19 protein-coding genes are annotated in these 19,871 nt (G+C 65.4%); 3 read left to right on the top strand and 16 right to left on the bottom strand.

The features are described 5' to 3' along the window. Nucleotides 1–19 precede the first annotated feature (19 nt). The 14 genes from tcuB to mobB form a co-directional block, all read right to left on the bottom strand. A complete protein-coding gene (gene tcuB / locus I6F09_RS14990) occupies nucleotides 20–1,120 on the bottom strand; it encodes a tricarballylate utilization 4Fe-4S protein TcuB (protein ID WP_225142411.1) in 1,101 nt (366 codons plus the stop codon). After that, nucleotides 1,107–2,498 carry an FAD-dependent tricarballylate dehydrogenase TcuA gene (tcuA, locus tag I6F09_RS14985; protein WP_225142408.1) on the bottom strand — a complete coding sequence of 464 codons (1,392 nt, stop codon included), beginning with the start codon at nucleotides 2,496–2,498 and terminating at the stop codon, nucleotides 1,107–1,109. Before tcuA ends, tcuB begins: the two co-directional genes overlap by 14 nt. Before the next feature lie 88 nt (nucleotides 2,499–2,586). Beyond that, complete coding sequence (locus tag I6F09_RS14980; protein ID WP_036011383.1) at nucleotides 2,587–3,342, bottom strand: IclR family transcriptional regulator; 756 nt, start codon at nucleotides 3,340–3,342, stop codon at nucleotides 2,587–2,589. An 8-nt stretch (nucleotides 3,343–3,350) separates the two neighbouring features. Then, nucleotides 3,351–4,232, bottom strand: a complete 882-nt coding sequence (locus I6F09_RS14975) for an NAD(P)-dependent oxidoreductase (RefSeq protein WP_225142406.1) — start codon at nucleotides 4,230–4,232, stop codon at nucleotides 3,351–3,353. Nucleotides 4,233–4,294: 62 nt separating this feature from the next. Continuing rightward, the gene (locus I6F09_RS14970; RefSeq protein WP_225188397.1) at nucleotides 4,295–5,491 is read right to left on the bottom strand and encodes an ABC transporter substrate-binding protein; all 1,197 of its coding nucleotides are present in this window, start codon (nucleotides 5,489–5,491) and stop codon (nucleotides 4,295–4,297) included. A gap of 16 nt (nucleotides 5,492–5,507) precedes the next feature. Next, nucleotides 5,508–6,365 carry an alpha/beta hydrolase gene (locus I6F09_RS14965; protein WP_109145110.1) on the bottom strand — a complete coding sequence of 286 codons (858 nt, stop codon included), beginning with the start codon at nucleotides 6,363–6,365 and terminating at the stop codon, nucleotides 5,508–5,510. Next, nucleotides 6,362–6,805 carry a hypothetical protein gene (locus I6F09_RS14960; RefSeq protein WP_036011397.1) on the bottom strand — a complete coding sequence of 148 codons (444 nt, stop codon included), beginning with the start codon at nucleotides 6,803–6,805 and terminating at the stop codon, nucleotides 6,362–6,364. Before I6F09_RS14960 ends, I6F09_RS14965 begins: the two co-directional genes overlap by 4 nt. A gap of 161 nt (nucleotides 6,806–6,966) precedes the next feature. After that, nucleotides 6,967–8,052, bottom strand: coding sequence for a HupE/UreJ family protein (locus I6F09_RS14955; RefSeq protein WP_225112326.1), 1,086 nt, complete (start codon nucleotides 8,050–8,052; stop codon nucleotides 6,967–6,969). 18 nt (nucleotides 8,053–8,070) lie between these two features. Next, nucleotides 8,071–8,544 (bottom strand): Cys-tRNA(Pro) deacylase, encoded by a 474-nt coding sequence (ybaK, locus tag I6F09_RS14950; protein ID WP_036011401.1) that lies wholly within the window; start codon nucleotides 8,542–8,544, stop codon nucleotides 8,071–8,073. A gap of 136 nt (nucleotides 8,545–8,680) precedes the next feature. Next, a complete protein-coding gene (fdhF, locus tag I6F09_RS14945; RefSeq protein WP_225188396.1) occupies nucleotides 8,681–11,449 on the bottom strand; it encodes a formate dehydrogenase subunit alpha in 2,769 nt (922 codons plus the stop codon). Then, nucleotides 11,446–13,152 (bottom strand): NADH-ubiquinone oxidoreductase-F iron-sulfur binding region domain-containing protein, encoded by a 1,707-nt coding sequence (locus tag I6F09_RS14940; RefSeq protein WP_225188395.1) that lies wholly within the window; start codon nucleotides 13,150–13,152, stop codon nucleotides 11,446–11,448. Before I6F09_RS14940 ends, fdhF begins: the two co-directional genes overlap by 4 nt. 269 nt (nucleotides 13,153–13,421) lie before the next feature. After that, on the bottom strand, nucleotides 13,422–13,655 hold the full coding sequence (locus tag I6F09_RS14935; protein WP_036011410.1) for a sulfurtransferase TusA family protein: 234 nt from the start codon (nucleotides 13,653–13,655) through the stop codon (nucleotides 13,422–13,424). A gap of 47 nt (nucleotides 13,656–13,702) precedes the next feature. Then, nucleotides 13,703–14,959, bottom strand: a complete 1,257-nt coding sequence (gene glp, locus I6F09_RS14930) for a gephyrin-like molybdotransferase Glp (protein ID WP_225139052.1) — start codon at nucleotides 14,957–14,959, stop codon at nucleotides 13,703–13,705. A gap of 9 nt (nucleotides 14,960–14,968) precedes the next feature. Next, nucleotides 14,969–15,496 carry a molybdopterin-guanine dinucleotide biosynthesis protein B gene (gene mobB, locus I6F09_RS14925; RefSeq protein ID WP_225139053.1) on the bottom strand — a complete coding sequence of 176 codons (528 nt, stop codon included), beginning with the start codon at nucleotides 15,494–15,496 and terminating at the stop codon, nucleotides 14,969–14,971. 206 nt (nucleotides 15,497–15,702) lie between these two features. Here mobB and fdhD point away from each other — a divergent pair, with 206 nt between their 5' ends. Further along, nucleotides 15,703–16,593, top strand: a complete 891-nt coding sequence (gene fdhD, locus I6F09_RS14920) for a formate dehydrogenase accessory sulfurtransferase FdhD (RefSeq protein ID WP_036011418.1) — start codon at nucleotides 15,703–15,705, stop codon at nucleotides 16,591–16,593. Next, nucleotides 16,574–17,230, top strand: coding sequence for a molybdenum cofactor guanylyltransferase MobA (mobA, locus tag I6F09_RS14915; RefSeq protein WP_225188394.1), 657 nt, complete (start codon nucleotides 16,574–16,576; stop codon nucleotides 17,228–17,230). Before fdhD ends, mobA begins: the two co-directional genes overlap by 20 nt. Before the next feature lie 5 nt (nucleotides 17,231–17,235). On the opposite strand, the gene I6F09_RS14910 is transcribed toward mobA, so the two are convergent. Then, nucleotides 17,236–17,535 (bottom strand): hypothetical protein, encoded by a 300-nt coding sequence (locus I6F09_RS14910; RefSeq protein ID WP_109145958.1) that lies wholly within the window; start codon nucleotides 17,533–17,535, stop codon nucleotides 17,236–17,238. Between the two features lie 110 nt (nucleotides 17,536–17,645). Between I6F09_RS14910 and I6F09_RS14905 the strand changes: the two genes are divergently transcribed. Beyond that, the gene (locus tag I6F09_RS14905; protein ID WP_225188393.1) at nucleotides 17,646–17,876 is read left to right on the top strand and encodes a hypothetical protein; all 231 of its coding nucleotides are present in this window, start codon (nucleotides 17,646–17,648) and stop codon (nucleotides 17,874–17,876) included. A gap of 41 nt (nucleotides 17,877–17,917) precedes the next feature. Here the strand turns inward: I6F09_RS14905 and I6F09_RS14900 are convergent, their stop codons facing one another. Further along, nucleotides 17,918–19,867, bottom strand: a complete 1,950-nt coding sequence (locus tag I6F09_RS14900) for a molybdopterin biosynthesis protein (RefSeq protein WP_225188392.1) — start codon at nucleotides 19,865–19,867, stop codon at nucleotides 17,918–17,920. Between the last annotated feature and the right edge of the window lie 4 nt (nucleotides 19,868–19,871).

Below are 19,871 nucleotides of genomic sequence, written 5' to 3'. Positions count from 1 at the left end.
CGAGACGGGCGGCGCGGGGTCACGCCGCCGTCCGCCGCTCCTGCGCATAGCGCACCAGCGCGGCGAAGCGATAGATGCCGTGCATGAACTTGCCGTAGGGCATGGTGATGAACAACGCGAACACGGCGCCGAGATGCAGCGCGAGCAGCGGTCCCATCGCGGCGGTCTCGCGCAGCACCAGCAGCAGCATTCCGGTGAGGCCGGTCAGGAACAGCATGGCGATGAAGCCGACGTCCATGCCGTAGCTGTATTCGTCGAGCAGCGCGGGATCGCGCCGCATCTTGGCGGCGAACAGGCCGATGGGCCCGACGATCAGGCCGATGCCGCCGAGCGTGCCGAGCACCACGGGCAGGTCCCACCACGGATACGGCGCCTCGCGGCCGAGCAGATAGTGATAGAGCGTCGCGACCGACGTCGCTGCGAAGCACAGGATGAAGCCGTAGAAGGTCAGGTGATGATAGAGCTTGCGCCGGTCGGTCGGCTTGTCGTCCTCGTTGTAGCAGCCGACGCCACCGCCATGGAGATAGCGCAGCTCGCCGGCGTCGCGGATCGCCTGAAAGATCGAGCCGCCATTGGCGCGGCCGCCGATCGGTGTGCCGATGTCGCGCCAGAAGGCACGCACGCTCATGACGAGTGCGAGGATCGCGTAGAGGAATGCGGCGCCAAACAGCGCGACCATCGCGTTGTGCGGCATCAGCTTGTAGAAGGCGCCGGGCCCGGTGTGCACGCCGAACAACACGCCGCGGTCATTCAAGGCGGCAAAGCCGAGAATGAAGATCGCCATGCTGAGCGCGGCGGTGATGCTGATGACGAGGCCGTTGCGCGCGAAGGCGCCGGATAGCGGCCGCGGCCAGGCATAGGCCGCATAGGACTCCGCGCGCGCAACCGCCAACGTCTTCGGGACGTTGACGTTGAATTCGTGCGGCGGCGAGAACTGGCAGTCGACGTAGCAGGCGCCGCAGGAATGGCAGAGATTGGCGAGATAGTTGAGATCGCCGTCGGAGAAGGCGCGCCGCATCTCCATGGCCGGAAACACCGCGCACAGGCCCTCGCAATAGCGGCAGGAATTGCAGACCGTCATCAGACGGTCGGCTTCGTCGAGAGTCCTAGTTCCGTGCATGTTTCGCCGCTTCCCGTCCTGCGATCCGCCCGAACACGCTGCCGATCGTCATGCCCATGCCGGCCGCATAGCCCTTGCCGAGCACATTGCCGGCCATGATCTCGCCGGCCGCGAACATGTTGGCGGACGGCTTGCCGTCCTTCATCAGCATTCGCGCCTCCTTGTTCACGCGCGTGCCGAGGTAGGTGAAGGTGATGCCGGGCCGCACCGGATAAGCGAGAAAAGGCGGCGTCTCGATCCGGCGCGCCCAATGCGTCTTGGGCGGCGTGATGCCCTCCGTCACGCAATCATCCAGAATGGTGTGGTCGAAGGTCCCGGGCCGCACCGCGGCGTTGAACTCGGTGATGGTCTGTTCCAGCGCGGCCGGATCGAGCGCGAGCTTGCCGGCGAGCTCCGCGATCGTCTGCCCGGCGATCGGCGGAAACAACGTCGGCATGAAGCTGGTCACGACGGTGGAATCGAAGATGATGTAGGCGATCTGGTCGGGCTGCGCCGCGACCAGCCGGCCCCAGATCGCGTAGCGCTTCGGCCAGATGTCCTCGCCCTCGTCGTAGAATCGCTGCGCGTGCTTGTTGACGACGATGCCGAACACGACCGAGTCGTGTCGCGTGATGATGCCGCCGTCGAATTTCGGCGCGCGGGCATCGATCGCGACCGCATGACACTGCGTGGGATCGCCGACCTCCTGCACGCCCTTGTCGAGCAGCATCTTCAGGATCGAGCCGCGGTTATAGGGCGTGCCGCGGATCAGGAAGTTGTCGGCCGCCTCGCCCCAGTATTGCTTCAGCCATTCGATGTTGGCCTCGAACCCGCCCGCAGCGGCGACCAATGAAGTCGCGCGGATCTCGCTCTCGCCCTTGACCGGCCGCTTGAGGCGCGCGGCGAGGAACATGCCGTCCTCGATCACGAGATCGATCACCTCGGCGTCGTATTCGACGGCGACGCCGAGCCGCTCCGCGGTGAGATAAAGCGCGTTCAGCATCGCCCGCCCGCCGCCGAGGAAAAAGGAGTTGGTGCGGCCGAGGCTCAGCGTGCCGCCGAGCGAGGGCTGCCAGCGCACGCCCTGCTCCACGATCCAGTTCAGGATGTCCTTGGATTCGCGGATCATATGTCGGGCGAGCACCTCGTCGGTCTGCCCGCCGGTGACGCGCAGCAGATCCTCCCAGAATTCCTCCTCGGTGTAGGGGCCGGTCAGGATTTCGGTCGCCGCGTCATGGGCGCAGCGCATGTTGCGGGTGTGGCGGGTGTTGCCGCCGCGATAGAATTTCGGCGCGCCTTCGAGCACGAGCACCGAGGCGCCGCCGCGCCGCGCGCTGATCGCAGCGCACAGGGCGGCGTTGCCGCCGCCGATCACCAGCACGTCGTATTTGCTGCTCATACCGTCCGCCCGACGGCACGCGAGATTGGAGAAATTCTGTCCGTCAGTGGCATGCTCGACCTTCCAGCGTTGCGCATTTTGTCGACAACTAGCGCCTCGCCCTGCGCGCTGGACGCGCGTCTTCAGCCAAAGCCGATAAGGCATTGTCGAGGATCTCGGTCGGACCGCCCAGCGTGCGCGTCAGGCGGATGGCTGCCTTCAGCAACAGCGACGCCATCGTCTTGATATTGTCTCTCGTGAAGCGCGGCTTCGGCCCCGAGAGCGACAAGGCGCCGACGCACTTGCCGCCGGACCCGAACACGGGGCAGGCCAGCCCGGCACAATCCGGATCGCGCTCCCCGAACGACACTGCGATGCAGCCCTCGCGAATCGCGTCATAGGTCGCGCCTTTCTCACCGTCAAAGGCGAGAATAACCCGGCCCGCCGCCCCGCGCTCCAGCGGCAGCAGCATGCCGGCCTCGACGCGGTCGAGCGTCGAGTGTTGGGAATCGACGCGGAACACGCAGAGCCGGCGCTTGGCATCATGCCGCACGTGGTACGACGGACTTTCGGTGCCGTCGGCCACGAGCTGGCGCAGCAGCGGCATCACCCGATCATGCAGATTGTTGTTGCGCTGGTACACCGCACCCAGCCGGAACGGCGTCGGCCCGAGATGGTAGCGGCCGTCGGCGAGTTGCACGAGGTAGCCGAATTCCTGAAGCGAGGCCATCAGCCGCAACAGCGTGCTTTTGTACATCTTGGTGCGCTTGGCAAGCTCCGCCAGCGTCATCGGCTCCGGGGCATCCTCGAACGCGGCAAGGATCGTCAGAGCGCGGTCGACGGCGGCGACACCGGGCGAAGGCATGGCGTTTCCTATTGGGGGAATCCGGAGGGATCGATGAGCTTAGCGATGACGGGAAAGTAAGCATCCCCCATCCCCTTGTCGATCGTCTCCTGGAAGATGGTGCGCATAAGCGCGGCACCGCGCAGGTTGAGCCCAGCCTGCGCGCCGAGCTCCAGCGCATAGGAGAGGTCCTTCATTGCATATTCAGTGGAGAACGCCCGCAGCGGAAACTCCCCGGCGACGATCGCCTTCATGCCGTGATTGCGCAGGGCAAAACTGTCCGCCGACCCCTTGGACAACGTCTCCAGCAGCAGCTTCGGCTCGACGCCGCTGTGCTTGGCAAGCGCGACGGCCTCCGCCAGCGCATTCACCGTCTCGAACAGCACCATGTTGTTGAGGATCTTCGTCACTTGGCCTGCGCCGGTTCCGCCACAGAGAGTGACGTCGGTCGCAAAATGCCGGATCAGCGGCTCGACCACGGCGAACTGCTCGGCTGTCGCGCCGACCATAACGCTGAGCGTGCCGTCCTGGGCTGCCTGGCGGGTGCGCGCGATCGGCGCATCGATCCAGAGCGCGCCCTTCTCCGCGAGCTGCTTCGCGAATGAACGGGTCAGGCCGACGTCGGACGTGCCGAGATCGATCACAGTCTGGTCGCGCTTGACCGCCGGCAGGATGCTCTCGAAGACCGACATGACGTGCTTGGCGCTGGGCAGGCACAGGAAGACCGTCTGTGCGCCGGCGACAACATCCCCGATCGACGTCGTCGCCGTCGCTCCGTCAGCCACGATACGCGCCAACGGCTCCACGGAAAGGTCGAACGCAAGCACCGGCCGGCCGCTCTTGCGCAACAGGTTGCGGCAGATCGGCTCGCCCATGACGCCGAGACCGATGAACCCAATCGAACCAGACATTCCTTAACTCTCCCTCGAAGTCGTGTGGCCGGGCGGACGCCGGTCCCGCCCGGCCGGCGCAGTTACTTTACCAGCGGGCAGCCGCCTTCGCTCAACGGCCGGAATACCTCGTCGCCCGGCTTGGAGCCGACGATCCGGTAATAGTCGAACTTGTACTTGGACTCCTCCGGCTTCTTCACTTGCACGAGATACATCGTGTGCAGCACGCGCCCGTCGGGGCGGACCGCAACGTCCTTGTTGTACATGTCGTTGACCTTCAGCTCGTGCATCTTGGCGGCAACGCCCGTTGCATCGGTGGTGCCCGCTGCCTTGACGGCGGCGAGGTAATGTCGGACGCCGCTGTAGACGCCTGCCTGCACCATGCTCGCGACCTTGCCGTCCATCAGCGTCGAGTAGCGCTTCGACCAGGCCCGGGTCTGCTCGTTGAGGTCCCAGTAGAACGAGGTCGTCACCTGCAAACCCTGCGTGACCTTCAGGCCAAGCGAGTTCACATCCGTGATGAAGACCAGGAGGCCGGCGAGCTTCTGGCCGCCCTCGACGATGCCGAACTCACCAGCCTGCTTGATCGCGGTCTGCACGTCCGCGCCCGACGTCGCGAGGCCAACGACGTCGGCCTTGGATCCCTGCGCCTGCAGCAGAAAGGACGCAAAATCCGCAGTGCCGAGCGGATGCGCGGCCGAGCCGATCACTTTGCCGCCGGCGACGTCGATGAACTTCGTGGCATCGCGCTGAAGCGCGTGACCGAAGGCGTAGTCGGCTGTCACGAAGTACCAGGTCTTGCCGCCAGCCCGCGTGATCGCGTCGCTGGTCAGCTTCGACAGCGCGTAGGTGTCGTAGTTGAAGTGGAAGCTGATCGGCGAGCAGGACTTTCCCGTGAAATCGGACGAGCCCGGACCCGAGATGACGAAGATCTTGTTCTTCTGCTTGGCGACTTCCAGGATGGCAAAGCCGGCCGAGGAGGCTGCGCCGTCCGCGATCATGTCGACGCCCTCATTGTCGAACCATTTGCGCGCAGTTGCCGATGCGATGTCCGGCTTGTTCTGATGGTCGGCCGAAATGATCTCGATCTTCTTGCCGAGGAGTTCGTTGCCGAAATCCTCCGCGGCGAGCCTTGCGGCGGCGACCGAGCCCCGCCCTCCATTGTCGGCGAACACACCGGACTGGTCGTTGAGAACGCCGATCCTGATGACATCGTCGGCCGCGACCGCGGCACTCGTCTGCGCGGCCAGAGCGACCGCAATCATCCAACGCAACTTCATAACATACGCCTCCCGTTTACGACTTTTGCTTATCGAGGATGTTTTGCAGCACCGGCGCGATGTAGCGGCGGAACTGGCCTGGGTTTTCACTCATCGGAAAATGGCCAAGCCGCTCCATGACGGTGGCCTTCGCACCGGGAATCCCGGCGGCGGTCCGCAGCGTGTCCTCCGGCGTGCAGGAGAAATCGTACTCGCCGGTCAGCAGATAGAGCGGGCACTGGTTGACGTCGATGTTGCCGGTGCGACCACGCAGATCGCCATCGACGCGATAGAAATAAAGATCGCCCTTGAAGATGCCGGGTCCGCCCTGCTTGTAGCCCCACAGTGTCTCGTTGCGCGCACCCTCAGGACCGCCAGGCGCGATCAATCCCGATACCAGCGCGGCGCAGACCTCGCCGCCATGAACATCGGGCCGGTTCAGCCAGGTCGTTTCGTACCAGGGCTGCTGGAAGTCGGCGGCCTCAAGGCCGATCAGAGCGCGAAACTCGTGAGCATGCGCAATGGCGAGATTGAGCACGATGCGGCCACCGATCGAGCAACCCATCACCACCGGCCGCTCCAGCCCAAGCGCGCTGCAGAAGGCGCGGATCGTCGCCGTGTAGCTCGCGGTGGTCAGCCGGTATTCGCTGCCATATCGGCTGTCCGGGGGATTGGACTTACCATGCCAGGGCATGTCGAAGGTGATGACTCGGAAATGCCTCGTGAACTCGTCGTCCACGAGCAGATGACGCCACTGCCGCGCGTCGGAGCCGGCGGTGTGGAGGCAAACCAGGGGAATGCCGCTGCCGTTCTCCTCGAAATAGATCCTGTTGACCTCGCCATCGATCTCGACGTGCACGTAGCGCCCGACAATCGGCTCGATGAAGCCGTTCATGACGCGCCTCCGAACCCGCTGCGCCGCGGTAGCGCCAGAAGATCCTTGAAATACTGAAGGTACGCCATGAACGGATGCAGATCGCCTTCGAGCGTCGCCTGCCCGCGCTTGGTCAGCGCCAGCAGATCGTGCCATCCCGCCGGCGGCATTCGTTGCCAATATGCGGCGAACGCGGCGGGCGTCGCGCGATAGGAGAAGCGCCAGGAACGCATCAGCACTGGCGCCGGCGCCATGTCGACGATCCGACCGGCCCGAATGGCGAGGTGGAATGGCTGCGTGCTCGGCCCGAGCAGGCAATCCACATCGAGCCAGCGACCACGGGCAGTGAGGGCCTCGTCGCGGATCAGCAAATCGGGAATCGCCTTGAAGGCTTCGATGACGGCATCGGGCGTGAATGGCACCGGTGAGCCGTCGTCCTGCCGGACGCGTTCGAATTCCATTGTCTCGTCCCTCAATTGCGTTCGTTCTATCGTACAGAACGATATTCTATTTCTATTCCAGTTTCTATACAGGGCTTGTGAGCGAACTCAAGTGCGCAGGAGCCGTGGGGCCGCGCGCCGTGGCGGAAGCAGGCCGACCGCGCGAGAGAGACCGCTTGATTTCAAGCTTCGAAGACGCGCGCGACCAGCCAATAGCCGCCGAGCAGGCCGATCATGGCAGAGAACGTGTAAACCAGCCCCGCCGCCCTCACCGGTTCGGACCGGTCCCCTCCGCTCCATCGATCGGCGAGACGGAGGGTCGGCAACGCGACCGCAACGATCGCGACCTGCCCGATCTCGACGCCGATGTTGAAAGCGGCAAGCGCCGGCACGGCTGTGTTTGGCGGTAACCCGATGTCACGCAGCACCCCCGCGAAGCCGAAGCCGTGGATCAAGCCGAACAGAAAAGCCACGCGCCAGCGCCTGTCGACGTCGCGCGAGAAGAAGTTCTCCACAGCCACGAAGACGATCGAGGCCGCAATTGCAGGCTCCACGATGCTGCTCGGAATCACGAGAACATCGAGCGCGGCCAGCGACAAGGTGATTGAATGGGCAATGGTGAAGGCCGTCACGATTTTGACGACGGGCATGAGCCGTCGCGCCCACAGCACCACCGCGATCAGGAATGCGATGTGATCGTAACCGAGGAAGATGTGCTCGATGCCGGTGATGACATAGCGCTGCATCGTCGACCACAGCGACGGCGGCGCGGTTGAAAGCGTGACCGTCGTGTTGCCGGCGTCGAGCAAGGCCTGCGTTTCCGACCGCCCCTGCGCAATCAGCACGACTTGTCGAGCAGCCTTGTCCTTCTCGGTCAGCACGGTGGAACGATAGATGAGATCGCCGGCGGCGTCGGCGCAGGCAAAGCTGTTGCGATAGACGATGCCGTCGCCGTCGGCCAAGATCGCGGCATCTCCGGCAACACAGGCCTTGGCACCACCTGTGACAGCCAGATGCGTGCCCATATAGGCAAGGATCGCGGGCTTGGCCGCTTCGACCGCGACAGGATCGACCGCGTCCCGTCTCGGATCATAGATCTTCGTACCGATCAGGCGATCGACATCGCTGCCCTTCAACCCGAGCTCGACGCTCACCGAGCGATCAGGGCTCAGCCCCACGCGCGCGGTGACGAGATTGACCTCATGTGCCTCTGCCGGAAAAGCGATGCCGAGCAGCACCCAGAACCCCGCCAGAAGCAGCCGCCTCATGATCCCGCTCCATCGCGCTCACGCCAGCACATCCGCCACCACGGCCTTCAGGACGTCCCGCGCATCGGCCGGCTTCAGCCGGACCTGCAAGCCGCGCTGGCCTCCATTGAGATAGACGAGATCATGCGCAAGCGCGCTCTGCTCGATCACGGTGCGCACAGGCTTGCGCTGCCCGAACGGGCTGATGCCGCCGACCTTGTAGCCGGTGACGCGCTCGGCCTCGGGCGGCTTCATCATCTGCGCCGACTTGCCGCTCGCCGCCGCCGCCAGCTTCTTCATCGAGACCTCCTGGTCGGACGGCACGACCACGCACACCGGCTTGCCGTCGACCAGCGCCATCAGCGTCTTCAGGACGCGCGCCGGCTCCTCGCCGAGCGCGGCCGCCGCCTGCAGCCCGATGCTCTCGGCGTCGGGATCATAGTCGTAGGTGTGCACGGTGAAGGCAACACCGGCGGCCGTGAGTGCGCGTGTCGCGGGGGTGACTTTGGACATGCGTCACATGTAGCACCGTCATTGCGAGGAGCGAAGCGACGAAGCAATCCAGAATCTTGCCGCGGAGGCAGTCTAGATTGCTTCGCTTCGCTCGCAATGACGGTGTGGGCACCATGCGCCCCACCCATGACGTCCCCTACTCCGCCGCGTCACGCATCTCGGCGCGCTCGGCCCGGGCTGCGCAGAACTTGAACTCCGGGATCTTGCCGAACGGGTCCAGCGCCGGGTTGGTGAGCAGGTTCGCCGCCGCCTCGGCGTAGCAGAACGGCATGAACACCATGTTCTCCGGCACGTCGCGGTCGGAGCGGACCTTGACCTCGACGGCGCCACGGCGGGTCTCCAGGCGAATGAAATCGCCGGGCACCAGCTTCTTCTTGCGCATGTCCTTTGGCGACATGAACGCGACCGCCTCGGGCTCGATCTGGTCGAGCACCTGGGCGCGGCGCGTCATCGAGCCGGTGTGCCAGTGCTCCAGCACGCGGCCGGTCGAGAGCACCATCGGATATTCGTCGTCGGGAATCTCGTCCGGCGGGATGACCTTGGCCGGCATGATCTTGCCGCGGCCGCTCGCGGTCGGGAAGCCCGTGGTGAAGATGATCTCGTTGCCGGGCTTGTTCGGATCGTCGACAGGATAAGTGACTGCGCCCTCGCGCACCAGCCGCTCCCAGGTGATGTTCTTCAGCGACGGCATCAGCTCCGCCATCTCGGTGAAGACCTCGCCGGGACCGGCATAATTCCACGGCAGGCCCATGCGCTTGCCGATCTCCTGAATGATCCAGAGATCCTGCCGCGCATCGCCGGGCGGCTTGATCACCTGACGCGCCAGCTGCACGCGGCGATCGGTGTTGGTGAAGGAGCCGTCCTTCTCGGCGAAGGCCGAGGCCGGCAGGATCACGTCGGCATGGAACGCGGTCTCGGTAACAAAGAGATCCTGCACCACGAGATGATCGAGCATCGCGAGCGCATGGCGCGCGTGCTGCAGATCGGGATCGGACATCGCGGGATTCTCGCCCTCGATATACATGCCCGTGATCTCGCCGGCATGGATCGCGTTCATGATCTCGACCACGGTCAGGCCGCGGACGGGGTCGAGATCCTGCTGCCAGAGCTTTTCGAAGCTGCCGCGCAGATCATCGCGCCCCACCGGCTGGTAGTCCGGCAGGAACATCGGGATCAGGCCGGCATCGGAGGCGCCCTGCACGTTGTTCTGGCCACGCAGCGGATGCAGGCCGGTGCCGGGACGGCCGACCTGGCCGGTGATCAGCGCGAGCGCAATCAGGCAGCGCGCATTGTCGGTGCCATGGACGTGCTGGCTGATGCCCATACCCCAGAAGATGATCGACGATTTCGCGCGCGCATAGGTGCGCGCCACCTCGCGCAAGGTCTGCGCCGGGACGCCGCAGATCGGCTCCATCTTCTCCGGCGTGAACTCCTTGATCTTCTCCTTGAGGTCCTCGAAACCCTCGGTGTAGCCGGCAATGTACTGGTCGTCGGTCAGGCCCTCAGTGATGATCGTGTTGATCATCGCGTTCAGCATGGCGACGTCGGAGCCGGGCTTGAACTGCAGATGCTTGGTCGCATGCCGCGACAGCGACTGCCGGCGCGGATCCATAACGAACAGTTTTGCGCCGTTCTGCTTGACCGCGTTCTTGATGAAGGTCGCCGCAACCGGATGGTTCACAGTCGGATTGGCGCCGATCACGATGATGACCTCGGCGTCCATGGCGGCAGAGAACGGTGCCGACACCGCGCCCGAGCTGAGGCCTTCGAACAGCGCCGCGACCGACGAAGCGTGGCAGAGGCGCGTGCAGTGATCGACGTTGTTGGAGCCGAAGCCGGTGCGCACCAGCTTCTGGAACAGATAGGCCTCTTCGTTCGAGCCCTTGGCCGAGCCGAAGCCGGCCAGCGCCTTCACGCCCTTCTCGTCGCGGATCTTGACGAGGCCCTTGGCGGCGATGTCGAGCGCTTCCTCCCAGCTCGCCTCGCGGAAATGCGTGAACGGATTGGCCGGATCGACCTGATCGTTCGCATCCTTCTTCGCGTTCGGCAACCGCACCAGCGGCTTCGTCAGGCGATGCGGATGGTGGATGTAGTCGAAGCCGAAGCGGCCCTTCACGCAGAGACGATTGTGATTGGCGGGGCCGTCGCGGCCTTCCGCATAGATCACCTTCTCGTCCTTGACCTCATAGGTGACCTGGCAGCCGACGCCGCAGAACGGGCAGAGCGAATCGACCTTCTTGTCGGCATAGGTGACGCGCGTCTGCTTGTCGTCGAGCATCACGGCCGGCATCAAGGCGCCGGTCGGGCAGGCCTGCACGCATTCGCCGCAGGCAACGCAGGTGGACTCGCCCATGGGGTCGTCGAAGTCGAACACGATCTTGGCGCCGGCATTGCGATAGGCCATGCCGATGACGTCGTTGACCTGGACCTCACGGCAGGCGCGCACGCACAGGCCGCACTGGATGCAGGCATCGAGATTGACGCGCATCGCCGGATGGCTGGCATCGGTCGCCCAGCGCTCGGCGGCGGGAAAGCGGCTCTCGGTGACGCCTGTCGTCTCGGCCCAGTGCCAGAACTTCGACTCCGGGTCGTGGCTGGTTTCGCGCGCCGGCTGGTCTGCGACCAGCAGCTCCATCACCATCTTCTGCGCAGCAGTCGCGCGGGCGCTCTCGGTCTTCACCTTCATGCCGACCGACGGCGTGCGCTTGCAGGACGCGGCGAGCACGCGCTCGCCCTCGATCTCGACCATGCAGGCGCGGCAATTGCCGTCGGGGCGATAGTCCGGCGCCGGCGAATAGCAGAGGTGCGGAATGTCGCGGCCCTGGCGCTTTGCGACCTGCCAGATGGTCTCGCCGGGCTTGGCCTCGACCTGCTTGCCGTCGAGTTCGAACGTGATCTTGGTCATTCGGCGGCTTCCTTGAACTCGTCAGGGAAATATTTGATCACGGAAGACAGCGGATTCGATGCCGCCTGTCCGAGCCCGCAGATCGAGGCATCGCGCATCGCCTGGCTCAATTCTTCCAGCAAGGCACGATTCCAGACCGGCCTTTGCATCAGCAGCGCCGCCTTTTGAGTACCGACGCGGCACGGCGTGCACTGGCCGCAGCTCTCGTCCTCGAAGAACTTCATCAGGTTCAGTGCGGCCGACCGCACGCTGTCCTTGTGCGACAGGATCACGATCGCAGCCGAGCCGATGAAGCAGCCGTATTTCTCCAGCGTGCCGAAATCGAGCGGGATGTCGTCCATCGCTGCAGGCAAAATGCCGCCGGACGCACCGCCCGGCAGATAGGCGTAGAACTGGTGGCCGTCGGCCATGCCGCCGCAATATTCCTCGATCAGCTCGCGCACGGTGATGCCCGCGGGCGCGAGCTTCATGCCGGGATTCTTGACGCGGCCCGAGACCGAGAAGCTGCGCAGGCCGTGACGCTCGTGGCGGCCATGGCCCTTCCACCAATCGGCGCCCTTCTCGACGATGTCGCGCACCCACCACAGCGTCTCGATATTGTTGATCAACGTCGGCAGGCCGAACAGGCCGACCTGGAACGGGTAAGGCGGCTTGTGCCGGGGCAGGCCGCGCTTGCCCTCGATGCTCTCCAGCAGCGAGGATTCCTCGCCGCAGATGTAAGCGCCGGCGCCGCGCCGCAGATGCAGCGTCGGGCCGCCCGGCGGAAGCTTGGCGATCTCGCGCTGGAGGATCTCGCGCGAGGCCGGATATTCGTCGCGCAGATAGATGTAGACGTCGCTCGCCTGCACCACGTGGGCGCCGATCAACATGCCCTCGATGAAGCGATGCGGATCTGTTTCGAGATAATAGCGGTCCTTGAACGTGCCGGGCTCGCCCTCGTCGCCGTTGATCGCCATCAGCCGCGGTCCGGGCTCGCCGAGCACGGCGCGCCATTTGCGCCCGGTGGGGAAGCCGGCGCCGCCAAGGCCGCGCAGCGAAGCGTCGTCGAGCGCTTTCAGGAGATCGTCCTTCGACAATTCGCCGGAGCGCAGACGATTGAGCAGCTTGTAGCCGCCACCCGCGACGTAGGCATCGTACTCGGTATATTTGGGCAGATGCGTATGAGTATCGCCGGCCTTTGCCGCCGCCATCACATCGGCGACGGTCGCGTGGTCGACGAAATTGTGCCCGACCTCGGCGGCCGGCGCCGTGTCGCAGCGGCCGACGCACGGCGCGCGCACGACGCGGATGCCGGGACCTGACGCGCTCTGCAGATCTTCGAGCAGGTTCTCGCCGCCAAGCATCGCGCAGGTGAGCGAATCGCAGACGCGGATCGTCAGCGGGGGAATGTCGGGCTCGCCTTCCTTCACCACGTCGAAATGCGCGTAGAAGGTCGCCGTCTCGAACACCTCGGCGAAGGCGAGCTTCATCTCGTCGGCGAGTGCGGCCAGATGCGCCGCCGAGATCTGGTGATACTTGTCCTGGATCAGGTGCAGATATTCGATCAACAGATCGCGCCGCCGCGGCCTGTCGCCGAGCAACAGCTCGATCTCGTGCGCGGCCGTGGGATCGACCTGCCGCCCCTTGGGGGTCGCCTTGGCGCGTCGGCGTCCCTCACCGGGATGCTCGAAGGAGCGGATCTTGTGCACGTCCTCGTGGCTCATCGCTTCGTCTCGATCTCGTCCTTATCAGAACTCCACTTCTATCCTCTGGCATGCCAGATGCCAAGAAAATTATCACGCTCGCGGAAGTGGTTACGCTGCACGGCTCAACAGAGCCCAGCACCGGCCCTGCGTTCTTGAGCAAGGCCGAGCCAAGCCCGAATTGGCCGGGAGATCAATAAAGGCGTCTCATGCTGCGATAGCGAAGTCCTATCGACGTCGCTTGAGGCGCGGCGGGAGCGCAAGGGCCGCCGCAGTGAACATTTCCCTTTCTACGGGGCGTCGCTCTTTTCGACCAGGAACACGATGCGCGCCTCGTTGCGCTCGGTGATCTCGACCTTGTCGCCGGTCTCGCGGATCAGATTGGGAATATCGATCACAGAGAGCGGATCGGTGCAGTGAACTTCGAGCTGGTCCCCTGCCTTGAGCGGCTTGAGCGCCTTCCGCGTCTTGAGGGCCGGCAACGGGCATTTCAACCCGGTGAGATCGAGTGTCGTCCTGGTCATGGCCGCACCATGGCGAGGCGGAGCGGCTGCGTCAACGTTAGGAGGCATCAGATCAGGCTGGCGTAGGGCAGGAAGCCCACGTCCTGCCCCGGCTCGACATTCGTAATGTCCTCGCCGAGCTCGACGAGGCCATCGGTCTCGACCAGCGAGGATAGGAGCCCGGCGCCTTCGCGCGGGAACTTGATCGCCTCGAGCCCGCCGTCCTGCGCGCGCCGCAGCGAGGCGCGCACATATTCACGCCGGCCGGCCTTCTTCTTGTAGGTGAACGCCGCGCGCAGCGGGATCGCCAAGAGCGGCTCCGGCAAGGCGCCCGACAGCGCCAACGCCGTCGGTCGCACCACATGGACGAATGTCACGAAGCTCGCGACGGGATTGCCGGGCAGTCCGATCAACGGTGTGCCGCCGATGATGCCCATCGCCACGGGACGGCCGGGCTTGATCGCCATCCGCCACAGCACCAGCGAGCCGATGCTCTCCACCGCCGCCTTGACGTGATCCTCCTCGCCGGTCGAGACGCCGCCGGTGGTGAGGATCAGGTCATGGCCGCCTGCGACCTGCTTCAGGCCGCGCGCCAGCGACGCTCGCTCATCGCGCAGAATGCCGAGATCGCTGACCTCGCAGCCGAGCCGCCGCAGCATCGCCATCAGCATGAAGCGGTTGGAATCGAACAATTGCGAGGCGGCGCGCGGCTCGCCGGGCGAGGCGAGCTCGTCGCCGGTCGAGAACACGGCGACACGGATGCGCCTGACGACGTCGAGCCTTGTCAGGCCGAACGCGGCGGCAAGGGCGACGTGCTGCGGCCGCAGGCGCTGGCCGGCGCGCAGCGCGACCTGACCTTGGGGAATGTCCTCGCCTGCGGGCCGCACATTTGCGCCGGGCTTCAGCCCCGGCGGCAGCACGATCCTGCCTGAAGCATCGATGCGGACGTCCTCCTGCATGAAGACCGTCTCCGCATCCGGCGGCATCGGGGCGCCGGTGAAGATGCGCGCGGTGTGGCCGGGCTTGATCGGCGCTTGCGCAAGGCCGCCGGCCTGGATGCGGCCGTCAAGCGGGAAGGCCTGCTCTGCGCTTGCCGGAAGGTCGGCGTTGCGCACGGCGTAACCGTCGACGGCGGAGTTGGTGAACGGCGGCAGCGGCAAAGGCGCGGCCAGATCGCGCGCGAGCACGCGCCCGTCGGCATCGACCAGCGCCACCGTCTCGAGATCGACGATGGCGTTGACGCGCGTCGTGATGAGGCCGACGGCTTCGTCGACCGACATCATCGGGCCGCCGAAGGCAAAGCAATCGTCCGACAGTTGCGCCATGGTGCCTCGTCAGCGTGTCGCTGCGCTTCTTGCTACCGCTTCCTCGACCGGCATCGCCGCCCGTATCATCAATGCCGCCGCGCCTTCGATATCGTCGAGATGGACAGTCGGCAGCCTCGTGTCAATCGCGACGTCGGTCGCAATCCCGGCAATTCCGGGATCGTCCGGAAACAGCAGCGGCTTGCCGTTGGCGGCACGATGCACCTCGATCTTGCGGTGCGGCTCGCGCTTGAATCCCTCGACCACGACGAGATCGACCGCGGAGAGCTTGTCGAGCAGCTCCGGCAGCCGCGGCTCCGCCGCCCCGCGCAGCTCATGCATCAGCGCCCAGCGTTTCGACGAGGCCACCAGAACCTCCGCCGCGCCGGCCTCGCGATGGCGCCAGGAATCCTTGCCGGGCACGTCGACGTCGAACTGGTGATGCGCATGCTTGATCACGGAGACGCGCAGGCCCTGCGCGTCGAAATGCGGGATCAGCCGCGTCAATAGCGTTGTCTTGCCCGCACCGCTCCAGCCTGCAAGGCCGATGACTTTCATTCCAGCTCCGTGTCCGTGACGATCAGGTCCCTTGTGGAACCGCGGCCCCTCCGCGTCATTGCGAGCGCAGCGAAGCAATCCAGACTGCCGCCGCGGAAAGACTCTGGATTGCTTCGCTGCGCTCGCAATGACGAGCCGAGGCATTTCGCTCTCTCCCCGCCATGCTTATATCGGCTTGATCCGAATGTCATGCTAACCTCGCCGCCATGATGAAGATCGACAAAGCCCCGGTGCCCCTGATCGTCCCCAATCCGGATGACCCGCGCCTGACCCAGAGCGTGACCGGTACGGACCAGACCGGCGCCAGGGTCGAAATCAAGGTGCCGATGGAGCGGCCGCTGACGCTCTATTTGAACGCGCAGGAGATCGTCACCATGATGACGATCGGCGACTACCCGGAATATCTGGCGCTCGGCTATCTGCTGAACCAGAACATGCTGAAATATAACGACGTGGTCACCGAGGTCGAGTACGACGATGACCTCCAGGTGGTCGTCGTGCGCACCTCACACCACACCAATTTCGAAGCCAAGCTGAAGAAGCGCACGCAGACCTCCGGCTGCGCGCAGGGCACCGCCTTCGGCGACCTCTTGGAGGCGGTCGAGAGCGTCGCGCTGCCTAAGGCAGAGCTGCGCACCTCCTGGCTCTACCAGATGACGCAGACCATCAACACCATGCCCTCGCTTTATCTGGAGGCCGGCGCGATCCACGGCTGTGTGCTGTGCAAGGAAGGGACCCCGCTCTGCTACACCGAGGATGTCGGCCGCCACAACGCCGTCGACAAGATCGCGGGCTGGATGTACCGCCACGGCGTCGACGCGTCCGACAAGATCCTCTACACCACGGGGCGCCTCACCTCGGAGATGGTGATCAAGACCGTCCGAATGGGCATTCCGATCCTGGTGTCGCGCTCCGGCTTCACCGCCTGGGGTGTCGATCTGGCAAGGCAGGTCGGCCTGACGCTGGTCGGGCGCACCCGCGGCAAACGCTTCATCGCGCTCGCAGGCGAAGAGCGCATCGTCTACGACCAGAACCTCGCTTATGTCGAAGAGGAATCGGCCAAGCACAAGCGCAAGGGTGAAGGCGGTGACGACTGACATTTCCGCGGCGCGTGTTCCGCCGACTCTCGGCGTGCTGCTCGCCGGTGGGCTCGCGCGGCGCATGGGCGGCGGCGACAAGCCGATGCGCACCATCGGCGGCCGCACCATTCTGGAACGCGTGATCGCGCGCCTTGCGTCCCAGTGCAGCGGACTGATTCTCAATGCCAACGGCGATCCCGGCCGCTTTGCCGCGTACGGCTTGCAGGTCGTCGCCGACGACGTGCCCGGCTTCCCGGGTCCCCTCGCCGGCATCCTCGCGGCGCTCGACTGGACCGCGGCGAACCGGCCGGAAATCGAATGGGTGCTCAGCGCCGCCGGCGATTGCCCGTTCCTGCCGCGCGACCTCGTCGCGCAGCTGCATGAGGCGCGCGCGCGTGAGAATGCGCAGCTTGCGGTCGCAGCCTCAGGCGAGCAGTCGCATCCGGTGATCGGCCTGTGGCGCGTCGCCTTGCGCGAGGAGCTGCGCCACGCGCTCGTGGTCGAAGACCTCCGCAAGATCGACCGCTGGACCGCGCGCTATCCGCTTGCGACGGTGACGTGGCCGATCGAGCCGCTCGATCCGTTCTTCAATGCCAACACGGTCGAGGACATCGCCGAGGCCGAGCGGCTGGCGGCGCTGGATGACGCGTCTTAGCGACTCTATGATTTCGGAAACTCGTTGAGGAGCTGCGCCCAGATGATCGCGAAGGCGATCAGGCCGCAAATGCCGACGGCAGTGGTGAAGCGCGGCAAACGGCCGATCGCAACCAGCACCCAGGCCGGCAGGAAGAACGCCCCGAAGACCATGCCCAGCGGAAACACCGCGAGCCATTGAAAGCCGCTGCCGTCTCCGGGCGGGACATTCGCGATGTAATGGAAGGTGTAGAGCCAGAACAGCGTTCCGGCCGCCGCGACGAGAGCAGCGATCTTGCGGAAATTGAGGGGCGTCGATGCAGTCATGACCTGGCTCATGTTCCTTGGTCGCTGCGGCGCCCCGCCAAGTTCATGACGTCTTGAACCGGACCTGGAGCGGGAGCGACCACAGGTCTGGACATTCCCCGGACGAAGCCATGGCCGCCGCTCTCTTGAATACGATCTTCGAATTCGTCGACTTCGTCTTCGATCTCTCCGAGACGATCGATCGCACGAGGCAGCTGAGCAAGCCTGACATCGTCGAGGTGCCGCCGGATCCAAAGCCGCTGCCACCCGCCGCGCGGCGCGCGCTTGCCGAGGCCGAGGATCGTGAGCGCAAGCGAGAGCAGGCCGCTCAGGCCGCCAGCCGTACCGACCAGGCATCGTAGCCGTAGACCTCTCATGGCTCGAACGCGTCGTGGTCCCTCGTCTATGCGGGCCGGAAGCCCGCTCGCGCGAGCGACGCGCGTACCTCGTTCGAGCCGAGTGCGTCGAGAAACGCCTGCACTGCCGGCCGTTGCTTTCGCGCACTCACCAGCGCGAAGTCATAATGCTCTTCCGCGAGCGGAATGAAACCGAGGCCGACGGCGTGGGCGACCGGCGCGATGGTCATGCCCCAGTCGGCGCGGTGCTGCGCCACGGCCGCCGCTACCGCATTGTGCGAACGCGGCTGGTTCCAGTAGCCTTCCGGACGCGCGCCGCCGAGCAGCCGGTCGATCAGGATGCGCGTGCCGGCGCCCTGGTTGCGGTTGACCATGATGCAGGCGGGATCAGCGAGCGCCGCCGCAACGGCGTCCTTTGCACCAAGACCTTCGAAACGTTTGTCGTCCTTGCGGAAGACGATGCCCTGCATCCGCCGCCAGCCTGGCACGAGCTCGAGACCTTCGACGAGATAGGGCGTGTTGTAGGTCTCGCTTCTATCGTCGAACAGGTGGATCGGCGCGAGATCGCATTCGCCACGTTTGGCTGCTGCAAGCCCGCCGAGGCTGCCGACCGCGATCGAGCGCACGGTGAGACCAGCATGCGCCAGCTGTGCGGTGACGAGATCAAGGCCGGTGCAATGGCTGCCGACGATGACGAGATCCGGCACGCGCACATGCGGCGTGAACAGCGTCACCTCGGTTTCGGTGCCAGCCGGCATCTGGTCGGCAAGTGCATCGATGCGCAGAAAGCCGTCTGCCTGAGCAAAGGACGTGATCGCACCAGACCCCTTGCCGGAGGGATAGGCGATGAGGCCCTCCCTGCCCTCAACCAGCGAGACCATGACGAATTCGGTGCGGCCGAGCTCGGAAGCGATGCGTACCGGCACGGTCGCGTTCACCTTGGCATCGGAGCGCGGCGGCAATCCGGCCATCCTGCGCAGCACCGGCACGATCATGTCGTGGAAGGTGAACATCGCCGAAGTCGGAAAACCCGGCAGGATCACGACAGGCTTGCCGTCGCACACCGCAAGACACAACGGCTTGCCGGGCTTGAGCGCGACGCCATGCGCGATGATGCCGGGTGCGCCGAGCCGGCTGATGATGCGATGAGAGAGATCGCCCGCGCCTTTCGACGTGCCGCCCGAGAGCACCAGCATGTCGGCTTCCGCAAGCGCGTTGCGCATGGCGGCTTCGAGCCTGGCTTCGTCGTCCGGAACAGCGCCGAGGAAGACGGCCTCGCCACCGTTTTCGTCGACCGCGGCGGCGACGATGGCGCCATTGGTATCGTAGATCTCGGCGGGCCCGAGCACCTCGCCGGGCTGAACCAGCTCATCGCCGGTGGAGATCACGGCAACCCGCGGCCTGCGCGCGACACCCACCTCGGCGATGCCGCAAGCTGCCAGCATGCCGATCTCGCGCGAGCCGATGATGGTGCTGGCGCGCAGCAGCGCCTCGCCGCGCGCAATGTCGGACCCGGCATACGAGACGAATTGCCCCGGCGACACGGCGCGACGGACATCGATCGCATCCTGGCCGGCCGGCTGGGTGTGCTCGACCATGACCACGGCATCGGCGCCGCGCGGCAACGGACCGCCGGTGGCGATCGCCGTTGCGGTTCCGGCCGCCACCTGCAGCGTCGGCGCGGTCCCGCAATGAACGGTCTCGCCATTCAGCGCGAGGCGCACGGGCGCGCCCTCGCCGGCCGCCGCAAGGTCGGCGGAGCGCACGGCAAAGCCGTCGACATTGGAGCGGTCGAACGGCGGCACGTCGATCGTTGCCGTGATATCTTCGGCGAGGGCAGCGCCCAGCGCGGCTGCGAGCTTGCGCGTTTCAGTTCGAAGCGCGCGCGGGAACAAGGCCGCCTCGAAGCGCGCCAAGGCCTCTTCGCGCGACAGGATCTTGAGGAACTGCTCCTGCTCGAGCGCGCTGCGGTCCGGTGATTTCGGGATCATCGTCATGCCA

The organism is Bradyrhizobium sp. IC3195 (assembly GCF_020193585.1).
GTDB classification, from domain to species: domain Bacteria; phylum Pseudomonadota; class Alphaproteobacteria; order Rhizobiales; family Xanthobacteraceae; genus Bradyrhizobium; species Bradyrhizobium yuanmingense.
This window is presented reverse-complemented; position numbering and strand designations above follow the sequence as displayed.